We start from the raw sequence: 25,377 nt of genomic DNA, 5'->3' as shown, positions 1-25,377 counted from the left end.
AGGATAGCACGGGTCTATCCGAGGAGCAGATATGGTAGCAATACAGCGTGAATTAGGATCTTCTATTAAGGAAGTTCTGAAGTTAGTCTGGAGTTTAAGATTTGCTGAAAACAAAATGCTCCTTCTTTCTCGGCAAAGTGGTTCCGGTGGGACTTTCCAGTTATCTTGTGCTGGTCATGAGCTTGCTGGAGTAGTTGCCGGGAAAAGTCTTATTCCGGGGAAAGATTGGTCTTTTCCTTACTACAGAGACCAAGGGTTCCCTATTGGTTTGGGATGTGATCTCAGCGAAATTTTTGCTTCCTTCCTTGCAAGATTAACTCCTAACCATTCTTCTGGTAGGATGATGCCCTACCACTATTCTCATAAAAAGTTACGTATTTGTTGTCAGTCTAGTGTTGTAGGCACGCAATTTCTTCAGGCTGCAGGACGTGCTTGGGCAGCGAAACATACAGGGTCTAATGAAATAGTTTATGTCTCTGGTGGAGACGGATCCACATCTCAAGGCGAATTTCATGAGATGTTAAACTATGTAGCCTTGCATCAATTGCCGTTAATTACGGTCGTACAAAATAACGCTTGGGCTATTTCGGTTCCCTTTATAGATCAATGTTCTGCGGATCTAGCTCGTTTAGGGGAATGTTATCGCGGGCTTTCTGTTTATGAGGTAGATGGTGGTGACTACATTGGTTTGGTGGAAGCTTTTTCTAAAGCTGTAGATCAAGCTAGAAATGCTTCGGTTCCCGCTTTAGTCTTGATAAACGTTATGCGTTTAGAACCTCATAGCAACTCTGACAATCATGAGAAATATCGTAGCCGTGAAGATTTAGATCACTGTCTGAATAATGATCCTCTCATTCGTTTAGAACGCCTGATGATAGAAGAGTATGAGATCTCTCCTTCTGAGATATTAGAAATCAAGGCTATGGCTGAGGCTGAGGTAATTCATGCCAGTGCTATTGCTGAGGGAATGCCCTTCCCCAGTAAGGGGTCTACGGGGCATGATGTGTTTTCTCCGCATACGATTTCTCTAATTGACTATGAGGACTCTTTAGAAGCCCAGCGTTTACGTGACACTCAGCCAAAAGTGATGCGCGATGCTATTACAGAAGCTTTAGTTGAAGAAATGAGTCGAGATTCTGGAGTGATTGTTTTTGGTGAAGATGTTGCTGGAAATAAAGGTGGGGTTTTTGGCGTTACTAGAAATCTTACAGATAAGTTCGGTAAAGAACGCTGTTTTAATACACCTTTAGCTGAAGCTACAATTATCGGAACAGCTATTGGTATGGCTGTGGATGGTATCCACAAGCCTGTTGCAGAAATCCAGTTTGCGGATTACATTTGGCCGGGCATTAACCAGTTGTTTTCCGAAGCTGCCAGCATTTACTATCGTTCAGCCGGAGAGTGGGAAGTTCCTTTAGTTATTAGGGCTCCTTGTGGTGGCTATATACAGGGTGGGCCCTATCACTCTCAAAGTATAGAAGCTTTCTTAGCCCATTGTCCGGGAATAAAGGTCGCGTATCCGTCTAATGCTGCAGATGCAAAAGCATTATTAAAAGCAGCTATTCGTGATCCCAATCCTGTGGTTTTTTTAGAGCATAAGGCGTTGTATCAACGCCGGATTTTTAGCGCCTGTCCTGTGTTTTCCTCAGACTATGTTTTGCCTTTTGGTAAAGCGGCTATTACCCATTCAGGTACAGACTTGACAATTGTTTCCTGGGGTATGTCCCTAGTTATGAGTATGGAAGTGGCTAAAGAACTAGCGGCTTTAGATATTTCTGTAGAGGTAATAGATTTACGTACTATAGTTCCTTGTGATTTCGCCACAGTTTTAGAGTCTGTTAAGAAAACCGGAAAGCTGCTCATTGCTCACGAGGCTTCAGAGTTTTGTGGATTTGGTAGTGAGTTGGCCGCAACTATGGGAGAGCAGGCGTATTCGTATCTCGATGCTCCTATTCGACGTGTCGCGGGATTACATGCTCCTGTTCCTTATTCAAAAATACTAGAAAACGAAGTTCTTCCTCAAAAAGAGAAAATCTTCCAAGCTGCAAAAAGCCTTGCAGAATTTTAGTTACATTTTTTCGTTGTAAGCCTTTTGTAAGACTGACAATAGGGGAAACTCTTTTTGGTGATTCACAGTAATTTGCTTTAATGTTTTGTCTTCGTTCTGTTCTTCTATATGTATTGCTTCAAGTAGTGCTAAAGAACATAGGGAATACCATATTTCGTATTCCTCTTGATGCGATCCTATATCGTTTAATCCTAAGAATTCTAGTTGTAAGGATGTGATGTGATTTTCTCTGCAAGCACGGAAGCATTTTAGGTAAGCATTAACAATATTTTTAAAAGCTTTCTTGTGATTAAAGTCCTGGAAGGTAACCGTTTTATAATGCGGTTTTCTGGTATGAATAAGAGTTTCGATAGTAGGTGGATTAATAAAGATTAGATGAGAAACCGGTGCTGTTTCTTTTGATTTATTGACCCAAGGTCCATGTGCTATGGATCCCGGAGGGAATTTCATAGAGTCAGGTTTTACAATTGCGTTCCAGCAATCTTTTTCTATACGTCCGATTACAGCTAATGATCTGTGAATTACATCATTGTATTTTCTGTCAGAGTTTGTGCACAGCAATATAGCAGACTCTTTCTTCTTTAATAGAGGATCATTTAGAGGATGTCCTTTGTAAAAGCATAGTTGAAGATCTGTCTTTTTACTGCGAATCAGTACATATGCCGCATCATTGTTGATCTTATTTGATAGAGGAAAAACTTGGTCTAATGCGAAAGCGCTTCTCAAGCGACTGGAAACGCCAGGTAAAGTAAGCTCTAAAAATTCTGGTGAGGAAATAGATCGGGGCCATTTTAAAGCTATTAAGATTATCGCACTAAGAACTAAAAAAACTGCTCCTGCAATAAGTAGGGGAAAGGAAAACGCAAAAGATTGTCCGGAAGCTACGGCTAATGCTCCTCCAAGTAAAAACGATACGCCTAAAATTGCGATTTCCCAAACAACACGAGATGTTTTTGTTTTGAAACAGCATAAGTCCACACCGATCTTAGCCGTATTTAAAAGAATATTCGTATGGGGCGAGAAAGAAAGCAAGGACATCGAGCAATCTAAGATAAGTATAATCAGTAATATAGAGATAGAAATTGTAAGATATACACAACTCCTTCACAATAAAATTTTGATAATCAGAAATGTTTGTGAAAAATATTTTTCAAATAAAAGGAAGTGTTCTCCAAACCTCAGAGATCTAGAGAACCCTGTATTTAAGATTCGTATGCTTGCTGTAAGCTTGCTAATAGAGGCAGCTGGCTTCTGTGGTTTACAGTAATATGTGTAAGAGTTCTGTTTTCATTTTCTTCTTCGAGGCGGATAGCTTCTAATAGAGCTAGAGCACATCCAGAATACCAGGCTTCATATTCTTCTTGATCCGGTCCGATATGATTTAGTCCTAAAATCTCAATTTGGAGAGAAGTCAAACCATTTTCTCGACAGATGCGGAAGCAGTCCTGATACATATTTACAGCTGTTTCGAATTCTTGTTGATAGTCGAAATCATAAAAGTTAATGGCTCTACGATACACATCGCGTTTAAGTTTAATGGTTGGGGGATTCATGCAAATGATGTGACTCGCTGGAGGAGTAGCCGGTGATTGGTTTTTCCAGAGTCCAGAAATAATAGATCCTGGGGGGAATTTCAAAGACTCGGGTTGTGTAATTTCATTCCAACATTTTTTTTCTATAAGTGGGGCTAAGGCTGCAGATCTACCCAGTAACAGATAATGCTCTCTTTCAGAATTTGTCAGAACAAGCATAGCGGAATTCGTGGGTTTTAAGAACGGATCATGAAGAGGATGTCCTTTCAAGAAACATAGTTGAACATCTGATGTTTTACTACGTGCGGTTATGTATTGCGTGTGTTTGTTTATACGTCCAGATGGATGTACCCGAGTTATACTCAAGCGCGTTCTTAATAGTTTGGCGATGTATTGTGGAGTGAAGTCTAAAAATCCTGGAATCTGTATTTCAAGACACTCTCTTGTTTCAGGAAGTTCTGGAGAAGTAACCACAGGTGACTCTGGAGGAGTTTCTGGATGGAGTGGAAAAACTGTGGGAGTCGGCGGCTGTGGTGTAATAGGAATGGGCTCTAATTGTAGGACTACAGTTTTTTTCATATGTGTTGCTAGAAGTAGGCAGCTAAGAATTAACAGAGCCATTCCCACCAGAATCAGAGGAAGAGAAAGCGTTAATGAGGATCCTAAACACAGAGCAGCAATACCCCCAATACTCAAAATGATTCCTAAAGTAGAAATAGTATAGAGTATTCGAGTAATGCGTATCTCCACCCCCCCTAGTTTAACGTGGGTTGCCGGAGTTTCCGTAACTAGGTGCATATTTTGATCGTTCGTAGGTGCAATGGACATGAGTTCACCTCAAATTGAATGTAATCAATGAGATACTTTCTTGGTTTTAAGTGTTTTAAGTAAAGTGGGTAGTTTCGGTGTAAAAATTTTCTATAATTCAGAAATAGAACGGGATAGAGGATCTTCTTCTAAGATTTTTGTTTTTCCCAGAAGAACCCCTGTAAGGAATAAAAAAAAGAGAAATAGGGTGAGCTTCCAAGGAGACAAAGGAATTGGGGATAAGAATGTTAGGAAGTTGGAAGTGTAAAGAAGAGGGTGAGAAATTAGCCAGGAGATGCTTAATTTGGTCACGGGGGCAACAAATGGTAGAACAAGAGATAAGAGAATTAGAAAGAAAATCGGAAGAATGAGCAGGGGGAAGAAAAGATTAAAGATTAGACCCTCTAGAGGAAGAGACCCGAAAAAATGCACTGCGGGGAAAAATAGAAACATTTGTGAGGCGAGGGTTAAAGATAGCGTACCCCATAAATAGCGAAGAAAGGGAAGAAAACAAGACGGGACTATTTGAGTCCAGGGGGCGTAGAAAAATCGAAATATGGGGGGAAAGAAAAGCAAAATTCCTAGAGTGGCTAGAAAGCTTAGAGAAAAGGCTGGAGATAACGGGGAAAATACTAACGAACAAAGAATACAGCTTAGTCCTAAACGATTGAGACTTGAGCATAGCCCTGAAGAAAAAGGAGACAGGCAGACGAGTGATAAGGAAATCCATGATCTCCATACAGAAGGGGACCAGGGAAATAGCAATGTTAATGCCAAAAGCACAATAAATGTAAGAAAATATTTTATTTTTGTTGGAAAGATGCCTAAAAGGAAAAACAAAGCTGAGGAACATAGAGAAAAATGCCATCCAGAAATAGCAAATATATGGGCTAATCCTTTGTTTTTGAAAATTTCTTTTAAGTGTTTGGGTAGGGGAGTGCCAAGAATAAGGCTAGAAGCAAATTTTCCGGATTCTCCTGAAGAAAATAGATTTAGGATGCGCTCGTGACATGCTTCTCGTAATTTAAGATGAATGCGTGCTATTTTTGAGAGCTGTATTTCTTGATAGCAACCATTAGACTTAAAAATAATTTGGGATGTATGATCTAACGTCGTTCCCTGTAGATGGTATTTTTTATTGGGTTCTAAATGGGCGTCTATAAAAATAGTACAGGGAACATGACGGTAGTGTTTCCCGCAGGGATATTGCAGGTGAATGGCTTCTCCGAAATATCTACTTTCTCTTCCCGATTTAATGATAAAGCTTCCCGATGAAGGCCCTTCATGAATAACAGAAAATCCCGGTAGGGTGATTAAAGGAATGAGCCAGCAAACCCCAATAAATAGTTGTTGTTTAGGTTGTTTTTGGGGAATAAAAGGGTGAAGAGTTAAAAGTAACATGACTCCACATAGAGGGTACGGACGCGATAGGATCCCTGTTAACCAGTAAAGCGCACAAATCAACAAAGGATGTTGTTGTTGAAAGTATCGGCAAGAAAGGGTTAGCTGTGTCCAAAGGGAGTATAAGGAGCGGAAAAGGTCGGAGAATGAAAAAGTTTCAAAACGTGTTAGCATCGGTTCATTCTTTCCCTAAGCTCGAAGTCTATTCTGTAGAACAATTACGCGAGGAAATGTCTTGGGAAGAGATTTCTAAAAAGGCTCCGCGTTTGCCCCGAGGTTGGTATGAGCTCATGGGATTGTCAAAAAAAGACCGGTTAGATTTTTATCACGAGTATTGGCTTACAGTTTTAGGCATTGATGATAATCAATTCCCCGGTATTTGTCGTTTTTTTTCTCTGCTAGATAGCTTAGATGTATATATTTATCGCTCTGCTAGGGAGCCCTATGGTGCTAAGATGCTCTATACTTTCGGTGATGGACGGTGTGGATTTCAAGGCGAACCCCCTTTATTAGATATGGACGGTCTTTGTTTCCCCATTTTAGGAGATGGTGGTTACCATAAGTTTTTCACGATTCATAATGGATTTGGAAAATGGGAAGATGAAGGCATTTTCTCCCAGCGTTCTTTAGCCAAAGTTCAACACAAGTTGCGGGAGCTCTTGATCCGGTTGAAAAAGATTTTTCCTGAAGATAACTGCACATCTTTAGGGATTTTCCCTTTTTATGGTTATGAAGAACCCTTAACCTATCAATGTTTCCTTTTTGATCCCGAAGTGCGTAGGGATTTCCCTTCACCGAATATATTATTGAGCGAAGAAAGCCTGCGCTATAGAACTCTAGAAAGTATTGAGCTTTTACATTTAACCACAAGTCATTATCCTTCCTTCCTGTCTTGGTTGGAAAACTACTTGCATAGTGAAGAGGTATATGGTGGATGAATGTAGAGAAAGTGTTTTCGATATCGAGAATGCGGAAGTTTTAGTAAATTCTCATAATGAAGAAGAAGAATTAACCTGCGTATGTGTGGTGAAAAATACTTCTGGAATACACGTTCGTCCTGCAGGATCCATTGTTAAGCTGTTTGATGGTGAAGAGTGCGAAGCCAGCTTTACCTATGCAGGGAAAACAGTAAATGCCAAAAGTGTTATGAGCATACTTATGTTAGGAGCACCACAAAACGGAGAGATTTTTGTGCGCATTAAAGGAAGAGATGCGAATCGAGTGTTGCAGAAAGTGCGAGATGCTTTTGATTCAGGTTTTGGAGAGTTGTAGATGAACATGCCCACGCCTTCTGTAGAGAAAAATGAAGAATGGCGAGTTCCTGGAATGGCTTTAGTTTCTGGGGTGGCTATAGGAAAAGCTTTTTTCCTAGGAACTTCTCCTTTGCAAATTCGTGAACTTACCTTGCCTCAAGAAGAGGTGGAGCATGAGATACATCGCTACTATAAAGCATTAAATCGTTCTAAATCTGATATTGTTGCTTTGGAGAAAGAAGCTCAAGGGAAGCAAGGTCAGCAAGAGATCTCTTCTATACTACAAGCGCATCTCGAAATAATCAAAGATCCTATTTTGACAGAAGAGGTTGTGAATACTATCAGAAAGGATCGTAAAAATGCCGAATACGTGTTTTCTTCTGTGATGGGGAAAATAGAAGAATCGCTTACAGCTGTTCAAGGTACTCCTTTAGCTGTAGATCGGGTTCAAGATATTCATGACATTTCTAATCGAGTGATTGGTCATTTATGCTGTCAGTATAAGAGCTCTTTAGGGGATGCTGGTCAAAATATTATAGTTTTTTCTAAAGAACTTACTCCCTCAGAAGTAGCTAGTGCGAATCCTTCTTATATTCGAGGATTCGTATCCTTAGTTGGGGCTCCGACATCACACACTGCTATTGTTTCTAGAGCTAAAAATATTCCCTATTTAGCGAATTTTTCTCAGGAAAATTGGGAGCGTATTCAAGAGTATTCTGGACGACTCGTGCTTATCGATGGTATTCGTGGAGAGATTATCTTTAATCCTAAATCCAAAACTCTCGAAAGTTGTTATAAGCAAAAAAGCTCGTCTTATAGAGTAAAATCCTATCCTCAAGCAACTCCACATGCTACGGTGTCTTCTCATGCAGCAAGCCTTGAAGAGTTGCGTATGCTCTCTGAGTTCTTTCCACAAACATCTATTGGGCTATTTCGTTCTGAATTTCTAGCTATTGCTGAAGATAGGCTGCCCTCAGTAGAAGAACAAGAGGGTGTGTATAAATCTTTAGCTCTGTTTTCTGATGAGAAAGCATCCGTGTTGCGTTTATTTGATTTTGGAGAGGATAAGCCTTGCCCCGGGCTTGATCCTATCAAAGAACGCTCAATACGCTATTTATTGAAAAGTTCTTTGATGCTCGATGATCAGCTTCGGGCTATTTTAACAGCGTCGGCATCAGGTCCTTTAAAAGTCTTAATTCCAGGAACCGCTGACGTTGTAGAAATTATAGAAGTCAAGCGTCGTCTAGAAAACATCCGTCGCTCTTTTAACAAAGATCATGTTATTGAAAATATTGCCTGGGGAAGCATGATAGAAACTCCCGCAGCGGTATTGATGATCGATGAGATTCTTCAGGAGTGCGATTTTATTTCTATCGGGACCAATGATCTTATGCAGTATACCCTAGGAAATAATAGAGAGGCTGTTCTTCCCCGTTATCTGGGTAATCCACTTCATCCTTCGGTAATGCGCATGATTCATCATGTGATTTCTCAAGCAAAACAACGCAATGTCCACGCCTCTATTTGTGGAGAGGCTGCTGCTAATCTTTCTTTAACTCCGTTTTTCCTAGGATTAGGAGTTCAAGAACTAGCAGTTGCTATGCCAGCAATTGTAGAGTTGAGAGAAAGGATTGCCTCTTTGAATCTAAATGATTGTGTAGAACACACTGAGAAATTACTACGAGCAAGGACCTGTGAAGAAGTTCAGGTCCTGTTAACTTAAAAAGGCAGTCCTGCACGCATTACAGACATTTCTTGGTCCATAGCGGTTTTAGCTTCTTTAAATGCTGAACGAAAGAGATCTTCAATAACTTCGGGTTCTTCAGGATCTAGGCAGGTAGGCTGTACTTTCACAGAAACAATATCACATTTACCATTGATTACCACGGAAACAAGTCCATTCCCAGCTTGTCCTTCGTAGCGTTTTTTTTCTAGAGAAGCTTCCATTTCTAAGAATTGTTGCTCCATGATTTTTGCTTCTTTTTTCTTTTTGGCATATCCACTGCCCATGCATTTACTCCTTAGTTAAAATTCCAGAAAACTCAACAACAGCAAATTGTAAAAGAGTATCTATAGTAGCCGATCCCACTAAAGAAGTGGAAGCTTCTTTTTTAGGTAGGTCTTGAGGATCAGAGGACTTCGAAGATGAGGATAAGAAACTCTGCTCTTCATAACGCTTTTCTGGTTGTATAATAGGTTTAGGCTGTTCTTGCTGCTGGGAAGTATTTCTCGGGGCGTCAAAAGCTGAGGCTTTAAGTTGAGAAAACAACGTTTCTAAAGAAGGACGTTGGCATATCCGAATTAGATGAATAATTACTGTTTCTAAAAATGTTTTTTCGAAAATGGTTTGTTGTAGGTGTTTCGCAGATTCTCCAAGAAAATCGATGATTTCTAGCAAACACTCTCTGGAATAGAGCTTTGCTGTTGCCGCTAGAGGGGAATTTTCCTGATCTTTGCTGAGGAGTATATCGCGATAAAAAACCGTAAGATCATGAAGAAAAGCAGTAGGAGCAACCCCAGAATTTAGCGCTGTAGTTATGGGAAGTAAAGCATCGACATATTTTTGTGTGCGGATACATTCTGCTAAATTGCATAGGGTATCTTGCGATACTAAACCTAACGCATCTGTAACAGATTCCGGAGATAGAGATTTGGGAAATAACCCTATTACGTAATCGTAAAGAGATTCTGCATCGCGTAGACTTCCCTGAGCCGCTCTAGCAATAGGAAGAAGAGCTTCTCGAGAAGTCTCTAGAGAAATATCTTGAGATATGGATTCTAGCTTATCCACAATCATCGTCTCAGGAATTCTTTTTAAGTGCATTTTTTGACAACGACTTAAAATAGTCCCTGGTATTTTATAATTTTCTGTAGTTGCTAGGAAAAATTTTACGTGGCTGGGAGGCTCTTCTAGAGTCTTTAACAAGGAGTTAAAAGCCTCTTTTGTCAACATGTGCACTTCATCTATGATATAGATTTTATATTGCGATTTGGCAGGAGTAAAAAGAACTGTTTCGTTGATCTGACGGATGTCTTCGATACCTCTATGTGAAGCTCCATCTATTTCTATAACGTCTAAAGAGGTCCCTGAAGAGATTTCTTTACATATACAACAACGATTGCAAGGCTCATTATTCGCAGTTGGCTCTGTGCAATTTAACGCTTTTGCAAAAATTCTTGCTAAGGTTGTTTTTCCCGTTCCTCGAATTCCTGAGAATAAGTACGCATGCGCTACACGTTGAAACTGCAGGGCATTTTTTAAAACAGTAACCACAGCATCTTGCCCAAGAATTTCGGAAAAGGTTTGGGGACGATACTTTCTAGAAGAAACTTGGTATGTTGCAGGCGTCATTTGTTTTTCCTATAAAATTTATTACGAGGATATTTTTATTTAATTCAGGTGACTATTTTTTCTGAGATTTTTAGATTGGTTGTCCCAGAAATGTTCTCGTTAACAAATTTGCAGTTGGGAAAGATTTTTTCTATGTCCACTATAGTATAAAGCTATGGAAATTGTCCTCCTTTAATGAAAATATTCGCGCATTAGGTAGAAGATAATGTTTTTTAGAAGAGTGAAATCCTTCGATAGAGAGTCATTTTTCTTTGTCATATATCAAGTTATAGTCAATAGTATGAAATTCTTAATCAAAATAGAGCAAAGTGCGTGAATCATGATAATGTGCTTTAGGTAATGTCATTTGCTATGAAATTTTTAGAGTTTTCTTGTTCGCAAGTGACAGAGTTTATTTGTGAAAAGGACGAAGTATCCCTTTTTAATAACCACGGTATTTTGTTCTTTGGTGTGATAGCTGAAACTAATAGATGTATCCTGTATTGAGCATATGATCAAGCAAATGGAAGATGGTCGGGAAACTCATCATGACAGCTCTACTTCTGAAGTAGGGCGACATTGGTTGAGGTGCTTTTGCTATTTAGGCATTACAGTTTTTTCTGGCCTAGTGCTGTTCTTTTTTATTTATCTGAGAGTTCTTCACATTCCTATGTATAAGGATGGAGATATCGCTCAGGTGTCCATTAACTCTCCTATTGACTTTTCTATAAGTTGGAATGTGCACGCGTTTTATAGTAAAACTGCACAAGTGCCCGAGGTGTTCGGGAAAGTCTATCGTATTTGTAACCACACATATTTTGAAGAGCCCGAAGAAGAAGAAACACGCCAATGGCTAAAAAAAACTCAAGATTTTCTTAAGGCTGTAGGATTTATAGATAACTCTACAGCAACATGCCTTCAAGATCTACATTTGCGTCCCTCGGCTCTAAAAGAAAGAGATAGTCTACTAAGAATTCATGTAAGCGCAGATTTGAGAGACGTTATACATCAATGTCTCGCACACGTGGATAATTTTCTAAAATCTGAAAATTGTCCCCCATCTTGCAGAACGTACATTATAAATAATTTACAAGAAAAATCTTTGGATATTGCCGTTGATAAAGAAAAATCCGGCTACATTAAGGGAGACTTATTAGGAACACGACGCACAGAGTACTTCCCTAAGGGACGTCCTATTATAAAACAATATCAAAGAATTAGTGAAAGAGACGTTAAAATTCTTCGTTGTTTACGCCACCAACTTGCCTCCTCAACAACTCTGTTTTCCTATCGTGGATTTTTAGGTGTTCTCTTATTGGTTGCGGTCATTTTAATTTGGGGATACCGCTCTTTGGTTATGTTTTGTCCAGAGTTGTTAATCTCTCCAAAACGTTTTATGCTTTATATTGCAATCTTCTCACTGTCTTTAATCGGTGTAAAGATTACAGAGACTCTCTATGCTCTAGGTCCTCAAAGTTGGGAAGCTTATCTGGTTTGCCCTCTTATTCTTCCTTTTACAGCCATTCTCCTTGGTCATCTTGTGGGAATTCCTCTTGCCGGGGTTTCTTGCACATTCCTAGGAGTTCTCTATACCCTAGAGTCTGACATTTGGAATCATAACTTATTCATAGCTGTAAATCTTCTAAGTTCCTGGAGAATCTTATTCACGTTAAAACGCGTGACGCATTTATCCTCAATATTTTGGTGTTGTATGAGGCTGTGGTGGGTATCCACATTAATTTTAACAGGATTGCGTTTGTTCTGCGGAGTTGCCTCTATCAAAACTTTCCGCATCGATTGCATAGGGAGCTTTGTCTACAGTTTAATTACAGCTTTAGGAGTTGGGGCGTTGATCCCTGTCTTTGAGTCCTTTTTTGGTGCCTGTACGCATAATCATTTACTGGCATATCTAGACTCCGATTATCCCTTATTAAAACGCCTCTTTGAAGAAGCCCCGGGTACTTATCAGCATTCTGTATTGGTGGGTATTCTTGCGGAATCTGCAGCTAACGCTATTCATGCTGATGGGCTGTTCTGTCGTGTTGCAGCACAATATCATGATATTGGTAAGTTAGTTAATCCGGGATTTTTCTTAGAAAATCATCAAATGCTCGGGACGAAACAAAATAATCTTTCCCCATTAGAAAGTGTGAAAATGATAAAACAACATATTCCTGAGGGAGTAGAGTTGGCAAAAAAGGCTGGTTTACCAGATTCTTTTATTCAAGTTATTGAAGAACATCATGGAACTTCTGTAATTCTTGCTCCTTACCATCTACATTTGCAAAATAACCCTACTACAGGAGCTTTGGATGAGAAACTTTTTCGTTATTCGGGAAGGAAACCTTCTTCTAAAGAATCTACAATTATCATGATCGCTGATTCATTCGAAGCGGCGGCACGTTCTTTGGAGAGAACAAGCATGGTAGACTTACGAGAACTTGTGGATAAGATTGTAGCGGGGAAAATGCACGATGGGCAATTTGCAGAATCCCCAGTAACTTTAGATGAGCTTACAACAATTTGTGAGACTATGGTCAAAACATTGTATAGCGCTATGCACTCTCGAGCAAAGTATCCCGAAATAGCTTTAAAGCCTTGTATATAGAGGAGGCGTTATAAATTCGGCTTATTTTCCCAGACAATGTTTTGCTCCCTTGATAATGCCTTGACCCATGCCTATAACGGCTTTAGCTAGGCCAATAATTAAAAGAATCGGGATAAGTAGAATAAGCAGAGGTAACAGAAGTCCTAAACCTCCACACAAAGAAATGACTATAGGTGACCACATGGCGTAGGCTGTTTCTCGGCATGGAGGACACTTGGTATTTGGGGTGAAGTCATTAATCTCTTTAAGAGCAGTCAAAGCCTTAGTGTATCTATAATAGAATACCCCCGCATAGATCAGACCAATCAAAGGGATTAAGACTAGGGGAATGTGTTGCAGCCTATTCATCATGGATTCTGGAGCCATGGGGCAACCATGGATGGCCTCTGGGAACATAGAGGCGGCAGCTTCACAAACACTCCCGTCTTTATTGACGTGTGTGTGTCGAGGAATCTGAATAATCCCCATAAATGCCCCCTATCTGTTTAAATTAGACCTAAACCAGTTGTATTTGACTTTACTTCAACTAAAAAAATTCCGAACAGAATCTATTTTATTATCACGGCTAAATTAGTTCTACGGCTTTTATTAAAGCAAAGAAATCTTAACTTGATTAAACTAAGCTTTGTTAAACCTTTACTTATTAAAGGAAATAGTTTCGGACGAGATGAGTTAAAATAATGCTTTTCAAAGGAGTTTTATTTGTAAATAAAGAGTTTCGATTAAGACTTTGCCCTCATACCCGGGGATAGTGAGCAGATGCGTTATTTCTTATTAAAGAAAATGCTCGCATTGTCCCATAGGTATGAGGTAGAGAATCGTATGTGGGAGATATTTCTACAATTGTTCTCGAGTTTGGGAGTGTTAACAACAACAACAATTTAGGAGTTGTTCAACCAAGAACAGAATTGCTAGGGCTGGGATTAGAAGGCCCAGTCCTCCCAACGTAGACATCAGAATAAATGAGTTGAGGTGACTTTGGGCTAGTCGAGAACAGGTCGTGTTCGAACATGCGCTATTCGGTTCATATGCTAATTTGGCATATTGTGATTTCATCACACAATGTTTTTGATAGAGGAAATAACTAGCCATGAACAGTCCTATGAGTGGGAGAGACGAGAGAATTCTCATTAAGTAGAGGGTCCCCGTGCTGGGATTTATCACATCTTGAGGGACACGGAGTGAAGTAGATTTGGGTTGTTCCGAAGTTGTTCCGTTTGTATCTAAGTGGGTGTGTGCTGGAATGTATATAAAAACCTTAAGCATAAGAAACTACCTGGGTTGAAATTTAAGCTTCATAAGTTTGCCTAGAACCATATCCAGGACGATTTTCTCTCGTTGTTTCAGAGCTAGAGTTCAAAAAATCAGAAATTTTGGGGCGGGGGAGGAAAACAAACTAAAAAATTTTCTCATGTACTCAAATAAAAATACAGAGTTTTTTTAAAATTTTCATAATCATACACATAACAATTCCGAGGACAAGTAGGGGAATTAGGGCTCCTATTCCCCCTAAAATCCCGGTAGTTACTAGAGGAATGTAATATTCTGGATGTAAGCGAGAACAGAGTTTATCCTCACAGTGTTTATTTGGTGTATAATCTAATTTTGAATATGCGGCGCGCATTATCGTGAATCTACGATAGATTAAGAAAATAGTAAAAATAAGTCCTATGAGTGGGGTAACTAAGAAACGCATGCTCAGTTCCGGAAAATATGCAGTTTTGCATACTGAGATTTTTGTTCCCGGAACAAATATAAACGTATTCTTCTCAGAGGTGTGCATGTGGGTGGGTAGGGTAATGTATACCGAAAACATCATCTGACCTCATGAATATGTATGAATGGAATAGGTATGTTGCTTATTAATGTATGAGGAGTTTGTTTTCAGTAATCAAGGATAGATTTTAATTTCTATTATTAAAATCATTGTAAAAGTAGAAGCAAGTCATGTTTTTAGATTAAATGAGGCTCAAGGTATTTTCTTGAGTGATGTCTGAAGTGTTCAAAGGGTATAGAAGCTTTTTCCAAGATTCTATGTTTTTTGCTGCGGTAACGCTTAAACGTCCTTGAAGAGGATGGTAGGGAGGGGGGAGCTCTTCTGTGTACGGTAATTTCAAGTGTAGTCGGAGTGCTGCCGCTTTTGCAACAATAATAGCGTCATATTTTCCGCTTTCCAGTTGCTCCAATCTTTCTTCTATAGTTCCGCGAATATGGAGAATTTTCCCTGCAGGAAATAGTTTTTTTAGTATTTCTTCACGACGCAAAGAAGAGCTTCCTAGTTTAGGATTTTTTGGAAAACGTTTCCATAGGTAGCGGTTCCCATATACTAAAAGATCCGCAGGATCTAAACCTTGGGTTATGGCAATAATAGTGGTGACCGGAGGATTCGGAAGGTCTTTAGCAGAGTGTACAGCCAAATGGCTGTTGCCGGAAAGAACAAGCTTATCAACGGCATCTGTGAAAAATTGGGAATTTTCTATAAGACGTAAGGGGGTTGTTTTATCCTTGTCTCCCTGGGTATTGACTGTTTGTATTTGAATCCAAAGTTTGGGGAACCATGAGCGAAGAAGCCGAACACATTCATATACCTGAGCCTTGGCTAGGGTGGATTTTCTAGAAGCTATGCGTAGAGGGCGTCTGCCTAAGCAAAAATCAGAGAGAAAGGGATCAGTGTAACAATCGGATAGCATCTTTTATAGTTTTCACCCCTCGAATATCTAAGAGATCTTTAATTTCATAGGATAAACCCAAGATTTGTCCCTCAGGAATAACAGCTCCTTCAAAACCCATAAGTTTGCTTTCTTTAAGACGTCTTTCTAAATGGGTGACGTGACGGATTTCCCCTCCCAAGCCTATTTCTCCGGTAAATGTGTATTTTTGAGGAGAGAGACGATTGTATAGTGAGGAAACTACGGCTAATCCAGCGCCTAAATCTGCAGCTGGTTCTGTAATTTTTAACCCTCCAGCTATAGAAAGAAATACATCAGAAGTATGTAATTTTATTTGAGCACGCTTTTCTAGAACAGCTAAGAGTAATAAAAATCGATTTTGATCAAACCCAGAGGTTTTTCTAATGGGATTGGCAAAAGGAGAAGATGAGGCTAAAGCTTGCATCTCAACAAGCAGAGTTTCAGATCCCTCGATAATAGGAATGATAGTGGAACCTGTGGTTTCGGTAATCTTTTCTTGTAGAAAGAGTCCGGAAGGATTAGTGACCTCTTTTAATCCCTCAGTATGCATAGATAAAATAAGTAATTCATTCGTTGGGCCGAAACGATTTTTCACAGAACGTATCATACGGTAGTTTGCATGCGAATTGCCCTCAAAATAAAGAACGGTGTCTACAAGATGTTCTAAAACTTTGGGGCCAGCAATTTCTCCTGATTTTGTTACGTGACCAATAACAAAAGTCGTAATTTGTGATTGCTTGGCAATGTGCATTAGCTCAGAAGTAACTTCTCGTACTTGGGCCACAGATCCTGGGGATGAATGTAGGGTAGGATTAAATACAATCTGAATAGAATCAATAATTAAAACATCGGGATGCAGCGTTGTAATTTGCTGCTTTATGTCATCGAGGTTCGTTTCGGGAAAAAGATAAATATTGGCGTGGGAAATTTGTAAACGACGTGCTCTTAGCGATGTTTGTGTTACAGATTCTTCTCCGCAAACATAAAGGACTTTGTAACCTCGACTGGCAAACTTTGCCGAGGTTTGTAAAAGCAAAGTAGATTTACCGATACCGGGATCTCCACCCAACAGAGTAAGACTTCCACGAACAGCTCCACCACCTAAAATGCGATCCCAGCCAGGCTCTCCTATACACAAGCGCTCCTCTTCGCGAAGCTCCACGGTATTTAAAGATACCGCAGTTGCTTGCGGTCGCAGCCTTCTTGCATTTTGAGAAGGAGAGATGTGTTCTTCAATAAGAGTGTTCCATTGTAAGCATCCCGGACATTGGCCTAACCATTTAGGCGCGCTAGCCCCACACTCATTACAGGTCCACTGTGTTTTTATCTTTGTAGTCATTGGCGTCTAAAGCTTCTTGAGCAGCAAGTTTCTCGGCTTCTTTTTTCGATAAGGCAAATCCCTCTCCCCAGATCTCATCATTTACTATCACACGAATGTGGTAACCTGGAGCGCCTTGTGGTGATATCCACGGTGTGCTTTGGTATACGGGTAACGTTCGTAGTTGTTTTTGCGTGAGCTGTTGTAGGCGGTTTTTGGGATTTCCTAACATAAGGGGAAGGATATCCTTTTTTGATGGTAGTAAAGGAACTGTGATTTGTCTCGCTGGGGCTAAACCTCCATCGAGATAAACAGCGCCTAAAATAGCCTCAAATAAATTCGCATAAGCAGAAGTTCTCCCCCGCTCATTTTGAATTCTTTCTCCTTTACCTATAAGCAAATATTCTCCTAATCCTAACGCATCAGTGTATTGGCAGCAAGAAACTGCATTAATCAATGCTGCTCGCGCAGTAGATAAAGTCCCTTCATCCATAGAAGGAAATAAGAGGAATAAGTGTTCGGTGACAATTAAGCACAATACCGCGTCTCCCAAAAATTCTAAACGCTCGCTATCTTCGGTAATAGTTACAGTCTCATTCCTATATGAAGGGTGGGTGAGAGCTGTAACTAAGAGTTGCGGTTGAGTAAAAGTAAATTTTAATTTAGCTTCAACTTCTTTAATGTTGATCAGATTATTCATAAAATTATGAAATGTTGCCCTATTACAATATAACACATTAGTTATCGGAGTTTTTTTATAGGCGGAAAAGGGCTTAAAGTCTATAGTGCTTTTGATTGCATTCTCTTAAATGGATAAGTATGAGGCATGTTCTACACTTAGAACACCTGCGCTATTTTCAAAATCAAGGTAGTATATTATTCGAAGATCTGGTGTCTACCAGCGATTGTTTCTTTTTGGGAAAAAAAATAAGAAACTTCGTGACATCAGTATCTAAAAATACACTCGATGTGCGCTGGAGAGAAAATATTTTCCGTTCCCTCCCCGAAGTATTAACTTTGGTTAAAAAACGACGCCTGGATGCTTTTGCCGCAGATCTTGTGCATAGACCTAAATTATCTTTGGTCGGAGATTTCTGGGTGTTCCCCGGAGATACAATTGCCGATAGAGAAGAGGATTGTCAGTTGCTTTTAGCTCTATCAGGAGAGAGGGCCGGGCAAGGCGTTTTTTTTGTCGGACCTTATCCTACGGATCTTTATTTTCCTCAAGTACAAGAAACTGCTCTTCTTCTTGTTTTCTCATCAGTAGGGATCCCGATTTCTTAAAAAATTTCTTTATTCTAGATAAATACACGAAATTGTTTGCCTAGAGCTGTTTTTATGTTATGACAGCATAAGATCGCGATTTGTTTTTAGGATTTTTGTATGGAGCGTCTTCAGAAGCAAATAGAATCTCAGTGCAACTCTATAACAGCAAAGAATATCCTGACTTGGCTGTCTTGTGATTTTGGTAAAGACGATAGAGAGGCGATAGTTGAGCTTTTAAACAAAGATCCAAAGCGTCTTGAGGAGTTGTTTGGCAAAACTCTTGCTTTTGGCACAGGGGGATTGCGTAGTCCTATGGGATGGGGGACCAATAGAATCAATGTCTTGACTATACGACGAGCGACTCAGGGATTAGTTCAAGTATTAAAAAAACACAATCCTCATCCCGGGGATCCCATTCGGGTGGTGGTAGGCTACGATACACGTCATCACTCTTACGATTTTGCTCAAGAAACTGCTAGGGTTTTAGCCGGAAATAATATTCATGCTCTCGTGTTTAAGAATCCCGAACCTTTGGCTGTTGTTTCCTTTACTCTAAAATCTGAACAGGCTTTGGCAGGAGTAATGATTACAGCTTCTCATAATCCTCCTGAATATAACGGATACAAAGTCTATATGGCTTCTGGAGGGCAGGTCTTGCCTCCCCTAGATCAGGAAATTATTCAAGAATTGGCAAACGTAGACGAGATTTTTCTCGTCGACTCTATGAAACATCCTTACATTCATCTCATAGGAGAAGAGTACGAAACATTGTATACGGAAACAGTGAACAAGCTCCAGCTCTATTCCGAAGACAATCGTATTTCTGGAAAGTCTATTCATGTAAGTTACTCTCCACTACACGGTACAGGCATCTCCATGGTGCCTCGCGTTTTACGCGATTGGAACTTCCCTATGGTGAAACTTGTTGAAAAGCAAGCAATTCCTGATGGAGATTTTCCCACGGTATGTTTGCCAAATCCCGAAGATCCCGAAGCTCTCACCTTGGGAATTGAGCAAATGATGAAAAATCAGGATGATATTTTTATAGCCACAGATCCTGATGCAGACCGTCTAGGAGTGGTGTGTTTGGATGAGAGTCAACCCTACATATTTAACGGAAATCAAATCGCTTGTCTGCTTGCTGATCATATTTTGCGTGCGTGGTCAAATCGCTCTCCTTTAGGTAAAGGAGATAAGATTGTTAAAAGTTTGGTAACTACAGAAATGCTAGCAGCTATTACAGAGTTTTATGGTTGCGGTATCGTTAATGTCGGGACGGGTTTTAAATATATCGGAGAGAAAATAGAAGCTTGGAAAGGAAGTTTGGAAAGGTTTGTGTTCGGCGCTGAAGAATCCTTTGGCTATCTTTATGGAACGCATGCAGGTGACAAGGATGCTGTTATTGCTTCAGCATTAATTACAGAAGCTGCTTTGCATCAAAAGCTCCAAGGAAAAACTCTTAGAGATGCTATCTTAGATCTATACGAAACTCACGGGTATTTCATGAATAAAACGCAGTCCTTGTCTTTTGAAATTGGAAAGGAAAGTTTTATGAAGTCTCAAATAGAGAAACTGGCATCACGGGATCCTTCTACAATGTCTCTTCCAGGGCATGCCGTGGAAATATTTGAAAATTATCATCAGGGAATGGGAGTGAATATTTCCTCAGGAACTACATACAAATTGTCCCTGCCAAAGATGTCCATGCTATGCTATTACTATCAAAATGGTGGGAAAATCATTGTTCGTCCTTCAGGAACAGAACCAAAAATAAAACTATATTTTGAACTTGCAAATCATTACGACTCGTTAGCAGAGAATAAACAAGAACAGAGACAAAGAGAAAAGGAAAGCTTGAAGAAATTAGAGCTATTTATAGCCAATTTTAAAGACAAATTCTTCTCTATAGAGTCTGAATAATAAATTTAAAATCCGCTTGTAGTAATATCTTTAGCACATCTACACTGATGCTGCAGAAAGGGACTAGATTTTTGCTCTTATGTTATCTTCGCCTATAAGAAACTAAGGAGCAAAATGCACCCATGAAATTAGAATATCTCCAAATAATGCTCTTGATAGACTCAAGAAGGACTTCTTTATGACCCTTGTACCCTATACTTTACCCGAATTGCCCTACGATTACGACGCTCTAGAACCTGTGATTAGTGCCGAGATTATGCACCTACATCACCAAAAGCATCATCAAGCTTATGTAAATAATTTGAATGATGCTTTAAAGAAAGCAGAGGTCGCCGGTGTGCAGCAAGACCTTACGCGTCTTATTTCCCTAGAGCCCTCCATACGTTTTAATGGCGGGGGACACATCAATCACTCTCTTTTTTGGGAAATGCTTGCCCCCATAGATCGCGGTGGTGGAGTTCCCCCAAAACACGAATTACTCAAGCTTATTGAAAAATTCTGGGGGACTTTTGACAATTTTTTAAAGGAATTTATTGAATTTGCAGCGCCAATTCAAGGGTCGGGATGGGCTTGGCTAGCTTTTTGTCCCAAAAAACAGATGCTTATGTTACAAGCAACGGTAAACCAGGATCCCCTAGAGGCGACCACTGGAAAGGTGCCTCTTCTCGGAGTGGATGTTTGGGAGCATGCTTACTATCTCCAGTATAAAAACGTTAGATTAGATTATTTAAAAGCAATTCCTCGAGTGATTAATTGGGGATATATTGAAAAAAGATTTTCTGAAATAACTAAATAAAAGAGTATTTTTAATTGAAGGCTTAATAGATTTATTTTAAAATTGCTTATGCTAAAAATTTGGGTTAGGTAGCTTGTGCGTTTATTTTCTTACGACAAACCTAAGATTAAAGTGCAAAAGATAAAAGCTGACGGTTTTAGCGGGTGGTTAAAGTGCACGCATTGTCATGAGATGATTCATGCCAATGAACTAGGACAAAACTTCAATTGTTGCCCCAAATGCTCGTACCATTACCGGATTACCGCAGCTGAGAGGATAAAACTGCTTGCGGATAAAGATTCCTGGCGGCCTCTATATACAAATCTAAAATCACAAGATCCACTGAAGTTTGTCGATACCGATACCTATCCAAACCGTTTGGCTAAGGCTAGGAAGGACAACCCGGAAAGTGAGGGGGTTCTTGTTGGTATCTGTACCATAGGAGAACATCCTGTAGCCTTAGCTGTTATGGACTTCAGCTTCATGGCAGGCTCTATGGGGGCGGTGGTTGGTGAAAAACTTACCCGCCTTGTGGAAAAGGCTATAGAGTCTAAGCTGCCTGTCATTATCGTTTGCGCTTCTGGCGGCGCGCGGATGCAGGAATCCGTATTCTCTTTGATGCAGATGGCAAAAACGTCCGCAGCCCTAGCCAAATTACATGAAGCCGGCCTTCCCTATATCTCCGTATTGACCAATCCTACATCTGGGGGAGTTACAGCTTCTTTCGCTTCTTTAGGTGATGTCATTATTGCAGAGCCTAAAGCTCTTATTTGCTTCGCTGGTCCTCGAGTAGTCGCCCAAGTTATAGGTGAAGATCTCCCAGAAGGTGCTCAAAAATCCGAATTTCTTCTCGAACACGGTATGATTGATAAAGTGGTTGAGAGAAAACAATTGAAGAATACTTTGCAGAGTTTACTTGATTACTTTTGTGCTCAAGAATACACTGGCGGCCAGGACAAAGCTCCTAGGGATCTATCCAAGACACTTAAAGAAATTTTTTTATTGACAGATGACGGTGAATGACACATCATACCCGAGATTCTTAGTAACCACGGCACTGTTCTTATGACTATATTTTGTGAGTTAGAATCTGGAGTGGATCTTCCTGAATATGCCACAGAAGGCGCTTCTGGAGCCGATCTTCGAGCTAATATTGAAGAACCTATTGCTGTGTTGCCAGGGCAACGAGTGTTAGTTCCTACGGGAATAAAAATGCAGATTCCCCAGGGTTACGAGGTTCAGGTGCGTCCACGTAGCGGGTTAGCGCTAAAACACGGGATTATGGTTGTTAATTCTCCGGGAACAATAGATGCCGACTATCGTGGCGAAGTTTGCATTATACTGGCAAATTTTGGAGAAAGTACTTTTATTATTGAGCCCAAAATGCGCGTTGCTCAAGCTGTAGTTGCTCCTGTAGTCCAGGCAAAGTTTATAGTCGTGGATCAAGAAGAAGGATTAACGACAACATCTCGGGGAAGTAGAGGTTTTGGGCATACCGGAGAGAAGTGACATGCCTTTCTATTGTGAGAGTCAACCCGATTTTTCCTTGTTTTCTCTTTTATCTCCTAATCTCGTTATGTTTTTAAATAAAAACTCTCGGGAGGAGATTCTTCAAGATCTTACCGATCTTGCTAGTGCCGCAGGCCTACTTGAGAATAAAGAAGAATTCTTCCAAGCACTAGTTGCTCGTGAAAATATCATGTCCACAGGTATCGGTATGGGCGTGGCTATTCCACACGGTAAATTGAATAGTTGTTCCGACTTTTTCATTGCTATAGGGATTCATTCTCAAGGCATTCTTTGGGATGCCATAGACGGGGCATTGGTGCGTCTGGTATTTTTGATCGGTGGACCTGATAATGCTCAAGCTGAGTATCTCAAGCTGTTATCTACATTGACTCTTTCTCTTAGAGATGAATCTCGACGTCAAAAGCTGCTGCAAGTGACAACGATTGAAGAAGTTATGAATGTGTTTTTGGGAATGTAGTGGTTATGGATTTAAAATTAGAAGAGCTAGCATCCTTGTTGGATGTTTCTGAAAATACGGTTCGTAGATGGCTAGAAGAAGGGGCTATCCCTAGTTACAGGATGAATAACGAACATAGATTCAATCGAGAAGAAATAGAAGATTGGATTCTGAATAATCAAGTTCTTGTGGGATTAGAAAAAGATGAGAAGAAAGACGAGGATTTCCGAGATCTCTCTTTAAAATATAGCCTATATAAAGCGATTTATCGTGGAGGGATTATCCGCGACATTTCAGTAAATAACAAAGCTGAAGCTTTGCAATACGCATCTTCTTACATCGCAGAGAAATTTAATCTTGATGCCAGCGTGCTTTTCGAAATGCTTACTTATCGAGAAAGCCTCATGTCTACAGGTATCGGAGGGGGCATTGCTCTTCCTCATGCAAAGGATTTTCTTCTCAATGCATATTATGATGTTGTTGTTCCTATGTTCCTATCAACAAGTATTGATTTTGGAGCACTGGATGGAAAACCTGTGAATATCCTATTTTTCCTTTTTGCATCCCAGGATAAAAGTCATTTAAATTTAGTAAATAAGATAGTCCATCTTGGAATGTCTTTAGAAGCAAGAAATTTTCTGATAAGCCATCCAGAAAAAGAACAACTTCTTGCTTATATTAAGAATTGGGAATCGCAAATCCATTAACAATCAATCTCTATAAAAGATTTGCAACTCCAAGTTGTGAAAAAAGTCCTATTGTTGTTATGGTGATCTCATAGGCTGATCTAGGAGATTATAGCGGCATGATGAGTTCTAAGCGCACTTCGCAACTTGCAATGCTTTCCATTTTGTTAACTTTTTCCCACTCTGTCAGTTACGCAAGTGCTGCGGTTTCTCCTTTTGAAGTTAGCTCCTCGTATGTTGATGAATCTTTAATTGCTTTGGAAAGTAGGCCAAACAAGAAAGAGCTACGATTGCAAAAGATTCAAGAACATAGACTTGCACAACAAAAAGAAAAAGAAGCCGGAAAGGATAAAGAAGTCAATAGATCCTCCCTTCTATTAGTCAGTAAGCTTAATCAAGAGAAACGAGATCGAAGACAAGAGCGTCAAAAACAAAGCCTCTCTTTTTTAGAGAAACGCCGTCTGAGGGAAGAAAAGAGAAAGAAAGAACAGGTCTCTCTTAATCAACAAATTCATGAAGGTATCGGTGTTTGTGAAAGCTTTGTTCAAAATAGAGCTCTAGCTCTCCTAACTCGTGGGGGACAGTATTCTCGAAGATGCAAAAAAGCCCGTGGTTGCGAGCAAAATGCTGTTGTAAGCAATCAGATGAAAAAACGAACCGGTATGCTTATCGGAACTCCTAGTAATGAGACACCGGGGTGGTTCCTGAAAACAACAATTGTTAAAGAGGGTGATCAACCTGCTTTTGATAACCTCGTTGTTAATGATTCGGCTATAAGTACATCCGATCTATCTGCTAGAGAAAAAACTGAAATGCACGAGCAAGCCGGTGCAAGAGTTCGTGAATCTTCCAGTAAGACGCCTAGATCTTTCTTGAAAACGATGGTTGTGAATAGAGAAGCTAAAATCCTCTCTGAAAGCAAAGAAGAAAATCAAGTTGTGCGTGAGTTTAAGGACGGGCCTGTATTGCCTATTTTTGTTCGTCCTGATGCAGAAGCTGTTGCTTTAAAAGAAAGAGATAAACTGATCCAAGATCTGGCTAGAGAACAAAGAATAGCTAAGAGAAAGTCTTCCAGAGAGGCTCTTGAAGCTCGAGTAAAAGAAAATAAAATTGCTCGGGGCGGGAAAATTACTTCAACATTACGTTATGATGTTGAAAAAGCTGCAGCTGTTAAGGTTAAACGTAATTCTTCAGTAAATCCTCAAGTGCGTGCTCAGAAAGCATCGAATACTCGAAGAAGTGCCCGCAACGAACAAAATGCTCAAGAGCCTTCTCAAAACGTTAAGTCGGATTCTTCTGATAAGCAAAATCAAGTTGCTAACAACTTAGTTACAGATGACTACTACGGTGTAGCTGCATCTGCAGGAAATACAAACGTAAAAAGCTATCTTTCTGCCAAGCAATACCGTTGTGACTCCTCAGAGACTGATTGGCCTTGTTCATCCTGCGTTGCTAAACGTCGTACACATACAAGTATCTCTGTATGTACCACGGTCGTTACAGTTATCGCCATGATCGTTGGAGCCATCATTATTGCCAATGCTTCAGATTCTACCTCCTCTACAGGAGGAACGACGCCCCCACCCAAGCCGACTCCCTAAAATGTATTTAAGAAAAAGAAGAAAAACATAAGAGACAGAGCCTTATAGGGTTCTGTCTCTTTTTTTTGATGAAAACTTTTTCTTTTAATATCTCTCAGATCTTTTTTTATAATTAATTGAAACAAAAGAGTTATTATATAAATAAGTTGTTTCAT

23 protein-coding genes are annotated in these 25,377 nt (G+C 39.9%); 13 read left to right on the top strand and 10 right to left on the bottom strand.

The features are described from left to right. Window positions 1–31: 31 nt before the first annotated feature. The gene (locus CF_RS03420; protein WP_011458230.1) at window positions 32–2,068 is read left to right on the top strand and encodes an alpha-ketoacid dehydrogenase subunit alpha/beta; all 2,037 of its coding nucleotides are present in this window, start codon (window positions 32–34) and stop codon (window positions 2,066–2,068) included. Here the strand turns inward: CF_RS03420 and CF_RS03415 are convergent, their stop codons facing one another. The 3 genes from CF_RS03415 to CF_RS03405 form a co-directional block, all read right to left on the bottom strand. After that, window positions 2,069–3,106, bottom strand: a complete 1,038-nt coding sequence (locus CF_RS03415) for a membrane protein (RefSeq protein WP_011458229.1) — start codon at window positions 3,104–3,106, stop codon at window positions 2,069–2,071. Window positions 3,107–3,270: 164 nt separating this feature from the next. Further along, window positions 3,271–4,428 (bottom strand): hypothetical protein, encoded by a 1,158-nt coding sequence (locus CF_RS03410; RefSeq protein WP_011458228.1) that lies wholly within the window; start codon window positions 4,426–4,428, stop codon window positions 3,271–3,273. A 90-nt stretch (window positions 4,429–4,518) separates the two neighbouring features. Further along, on the bottom strand, window positions 4,519–5,982 hold the full coding sequence (locus tag CF_RS03405) for a ComEC/Rec2 family competence protein (RefSeq protein ID WP_011458227.1): 1,464 nt from the start codon (window positions 5,980–5,982) through the stop codon (window positions 4,519–4,521). Between CF_RS03405 and CF_RS03400 the strand changes: the two genes are divergently transcribed. The 3 genes from CF_RS03400 to ptsP are packed head-to-tail and all read left to right on the top strand — an operon-like array spanning window position 5,955 to window position 8,784. Then, a complete protein-coding gene (locus tag CF_RS03400) occupies window positions 5,955–6,746 on the top strand; it encodes a hypothetical protein (RefSeq protein ID WP_011458226.1) in 792 nt (263 codons plus the stop codon). The genes CF_RS03405 and CF_RS03400 overlap by 28 nt on opposite strands. After that, window positions 6,739–7,080, top strand: coding sequence for an HPr family phosphocarrier protein (locus CF_RS03395; RefSeq protein WP_041468095.1), 342 nt, complete (start codon window positions 6,739–6,741; stop codon window positions 7,078–7,080). The genes CF_RS03400 and CF_RS03395 overlap by 8 nt, the downstream gene beginning before the upstream one ends. 6 nt (window positions 7,081–7,086) lie before the next feature. After that, on the top strand, window positions 7,087–8,784 hold the full coding sequence (ptsP, locus tag CF_RS03390; RefSeq protein WP_408609918.1) for a phosphoenolpyruvate--protein phosphotransferase: 1,698 nt from the start codon (window positions 7,087–7,089) through the stop codon (window positions 8,782–8,784). Here ptsP and CF_RS03385 read toward each other — a convergent pair. Further along, a complete protein-coding gene (locus CF_RS03385; protein ID WP_011458223.1) occupies window positions 8,781–9,071 on the bottom strand; it encodes a YbaB/EbfC family nucleoid-associated protein in 291 nt (96 codons plus the stop codon). The genes ptsP and CF_RS03385 overlap by 4 nt on opposite strands. Before the next feature lie 4 nt (window positions 9,072–9,075). After that, window positions 9,076–10,413 carry a DNA polymerase III subunit gamma/tau gene (gene dnaX, locus CF_RS03380; protein WP_011458222.1) on the bottom strand — a complete coding sequence of 446 codons (1,338 nt, stop codon included), beginning with the start codon at window positions 10,411–10,413 and terminating at the stop codon, window positions 9,076–9,078. 490 nt (window positions 10,414–10,903) lie between these two features. On the opposite strand from dnaX, the gene CF_RS03375 reads away from it, so the two are divergent. Beyond that, window positions 10,904–13,000 carry an HDIG domain-containing metalloprotein gene (locus CF_RS03375; RefSeq protein WP_041467990.1) on the top strand — a complete coding sequence of 699 codons (2,097 nt, stop codon included), beginning with the start codon at window positions 10,904–10,906 and terminating at the stop codon, window positions 12,998–13,000. Window positions 13,001–13,021: 21 nt separating this feature from the next. Here CF_RS03375 and CF_RS03370 read toward each other — a convergent pair whose 3' ends face one another. From CF_RS03370 to rnc, 5 genes are all read right to left on the bottom strand, one after another. Beyond that, window positions 13,022–13,468, bottom strand: coding sequence for a hypothetical protein (locus CF_RS03370; protein WP_011458220.1), 447 nt, complete (start codon window positions 13,466–13,468; stop codon window positions 13,022–13,024). 949 nt (window positions 13,469–14,417) lie between these two features. After that, on the bottom strand, window positions 14,418–14,816 hold the full coding sequence (locus CF_RS03365; protein WP_232500662.1) for a hypothetical protein: 399 nt from the start codon (window positions 14,814–14,816) through the stop codon (window positions 14,418–14,420). 142 nt (window positions 14,817–14,958) lie between these two features. Further along, entirely contained in the window at window positions 14,959–15,690 is a 732-nt protein-coding gene (locus CF_RS03360) for a hydroxymethylbilane synthase (protein ID WP_011458217.1), read from the bottom strand. Next, on the bottom strand, window positions 15,668–17,029 hold the full coding sequence (gene radA / locus CF_RS03355) for a DNA repair protein RadA (protein WP_011458216.1): 1,362 nt from the start codon (window positions 17,027–17,029) through the stop codon (window positions 15,668–15,670). The genes CF_RS03360 and radA overlap by 23 nt, the downstream gene beginning before the upstream one ends. Beyond that, window positions 16,995–17,708: a ribonuclease III gene (gene rnc / locus CF_RS03350; protein ID WP_011458215.1), complete on the bottom strand. Its 714-nt coding sequence runs from the start codon at window positions 17,706–17,708 to the stop codon at window positions 16,995–16,997. Before rnc ends, radA begins: the two co-directional genes overlap by 35 nt. Before the next feature lie 119 nt (window positions 17,709–17,827). Here rnc and CF_RS03345 point away from each other — a divergent pair, with 119 nt between their 5' ends. The 8 genes from CF_RS03345 (at window position 17,828) to CF_RS03310 (ending at window position 25,222) form a co-directional block, all read left to right on the top strand. Next, window positions 17,828–18,292 carry a DUF5070 domain-containing protein gene (locus CF_RS03345; protein WP_011458214.1) on the top strand — a complete coding sequence of 155 codons (465 nt, stop codon included), beginning with the start codon at window positions 17,828–17,830 and terminating at the stop codon, window positions 18,290–18,292. Window positions 18,293–18,391: 99 nt separating this feature from the next. After that, on the top strand, window positions 18,392–20,194 hold the full coding sequence (locus tag CF_RS03340) for a phospho-sugar mutase (RefSeq protein ID WP_011458213.1): 1,803 nt from the start codon (window positions 18,392–18,394) through the stop codon (window positions 20,192–20,194). 178 nt (window positions 20,195–20,372) lie between these two features. Further along, complete coding sequence (locus tag CF_RS03335) at window positions 20,373–20,990, top strand: superoxide dismutase (protein WP_011458212.1); 618 nt, start codon at window positions 20,373–20,375, stop codon at window positions 20,988–20,990. A gap of 75 nt (window positions 20,991–21,065) precedes the next feature. Continuing rightward, window positions 21,066–21,992, top strand: a complete 927-nt coding sequence (gene accD / locus CF_RS03330; RefSeq protein WP_011458211.1) for an acetyl-CoA carboxylase, carboxyltransferase subunit beta — start codon at window positions 21,066–21,068, stop codon at window positions 21,990–21,992. Between the two features lie 42 nt (window positions 21,993–22,034). Continuing rightward, window positions 22,035–22,478, top strand: a complete 444-nt coding sequence (gene dut / locus CF_RS03325; protein ID WP_011458210.1) for a dUTP diphosphatase — start codon at window positions 22,035–22,037, stop codon at window positions 22,476–22,478. 1 nt (window position 22,479) lies between these two features. Then, window positions 22,480–22,956, top strand: a complete 477-nt coding sequence (locus CF_RS03320; protein ID WP_011458209.1) for a PTS sugar transporter subunit IIA — start codon at window positions 22,480–22,482, stop codon at window positions 22,954–22,956. 5 nt (window positions 22,957–22,961) lie between these two features. Then, window positions 22,962–23,642: a PTS sugar transporter subunit IIA gene (locus CF_RS03315; RefSeq protein WP_011458208.1), complete on the top strand. Its 681-nt coding sequence runs from the start codon at window positions 22,962–22,964 to the stop codon at window positions 23,640–23,642. A 98-nt stretch (window positions 23,643–23,740) separates the two neighbouring features. After that, entirely contained in the window at window positions 23,741–25,222 is a 1,482-nt protein-coding gene (locus CF_RS03310) for a hypothetical protein (protein WP_011458207.1), read from the top strand. Window positions 25,223–25,377: the final 155 nt, after the last annotated feature.

Origin of the sequence: Chlamydia felis Fe/C-56 (assembly GCF_000009945.1) — a bacterium.
Classification (GTDB): domain Bacteria; phylum Chlamydiota; class Chlamydiia; order Chlamydiales; family Chlamydiaceae; genus Chlamydia; species Chlamydia felis.
This window is presented reverse-complemented; position numbering and strand designations above follow the sequence as displayed.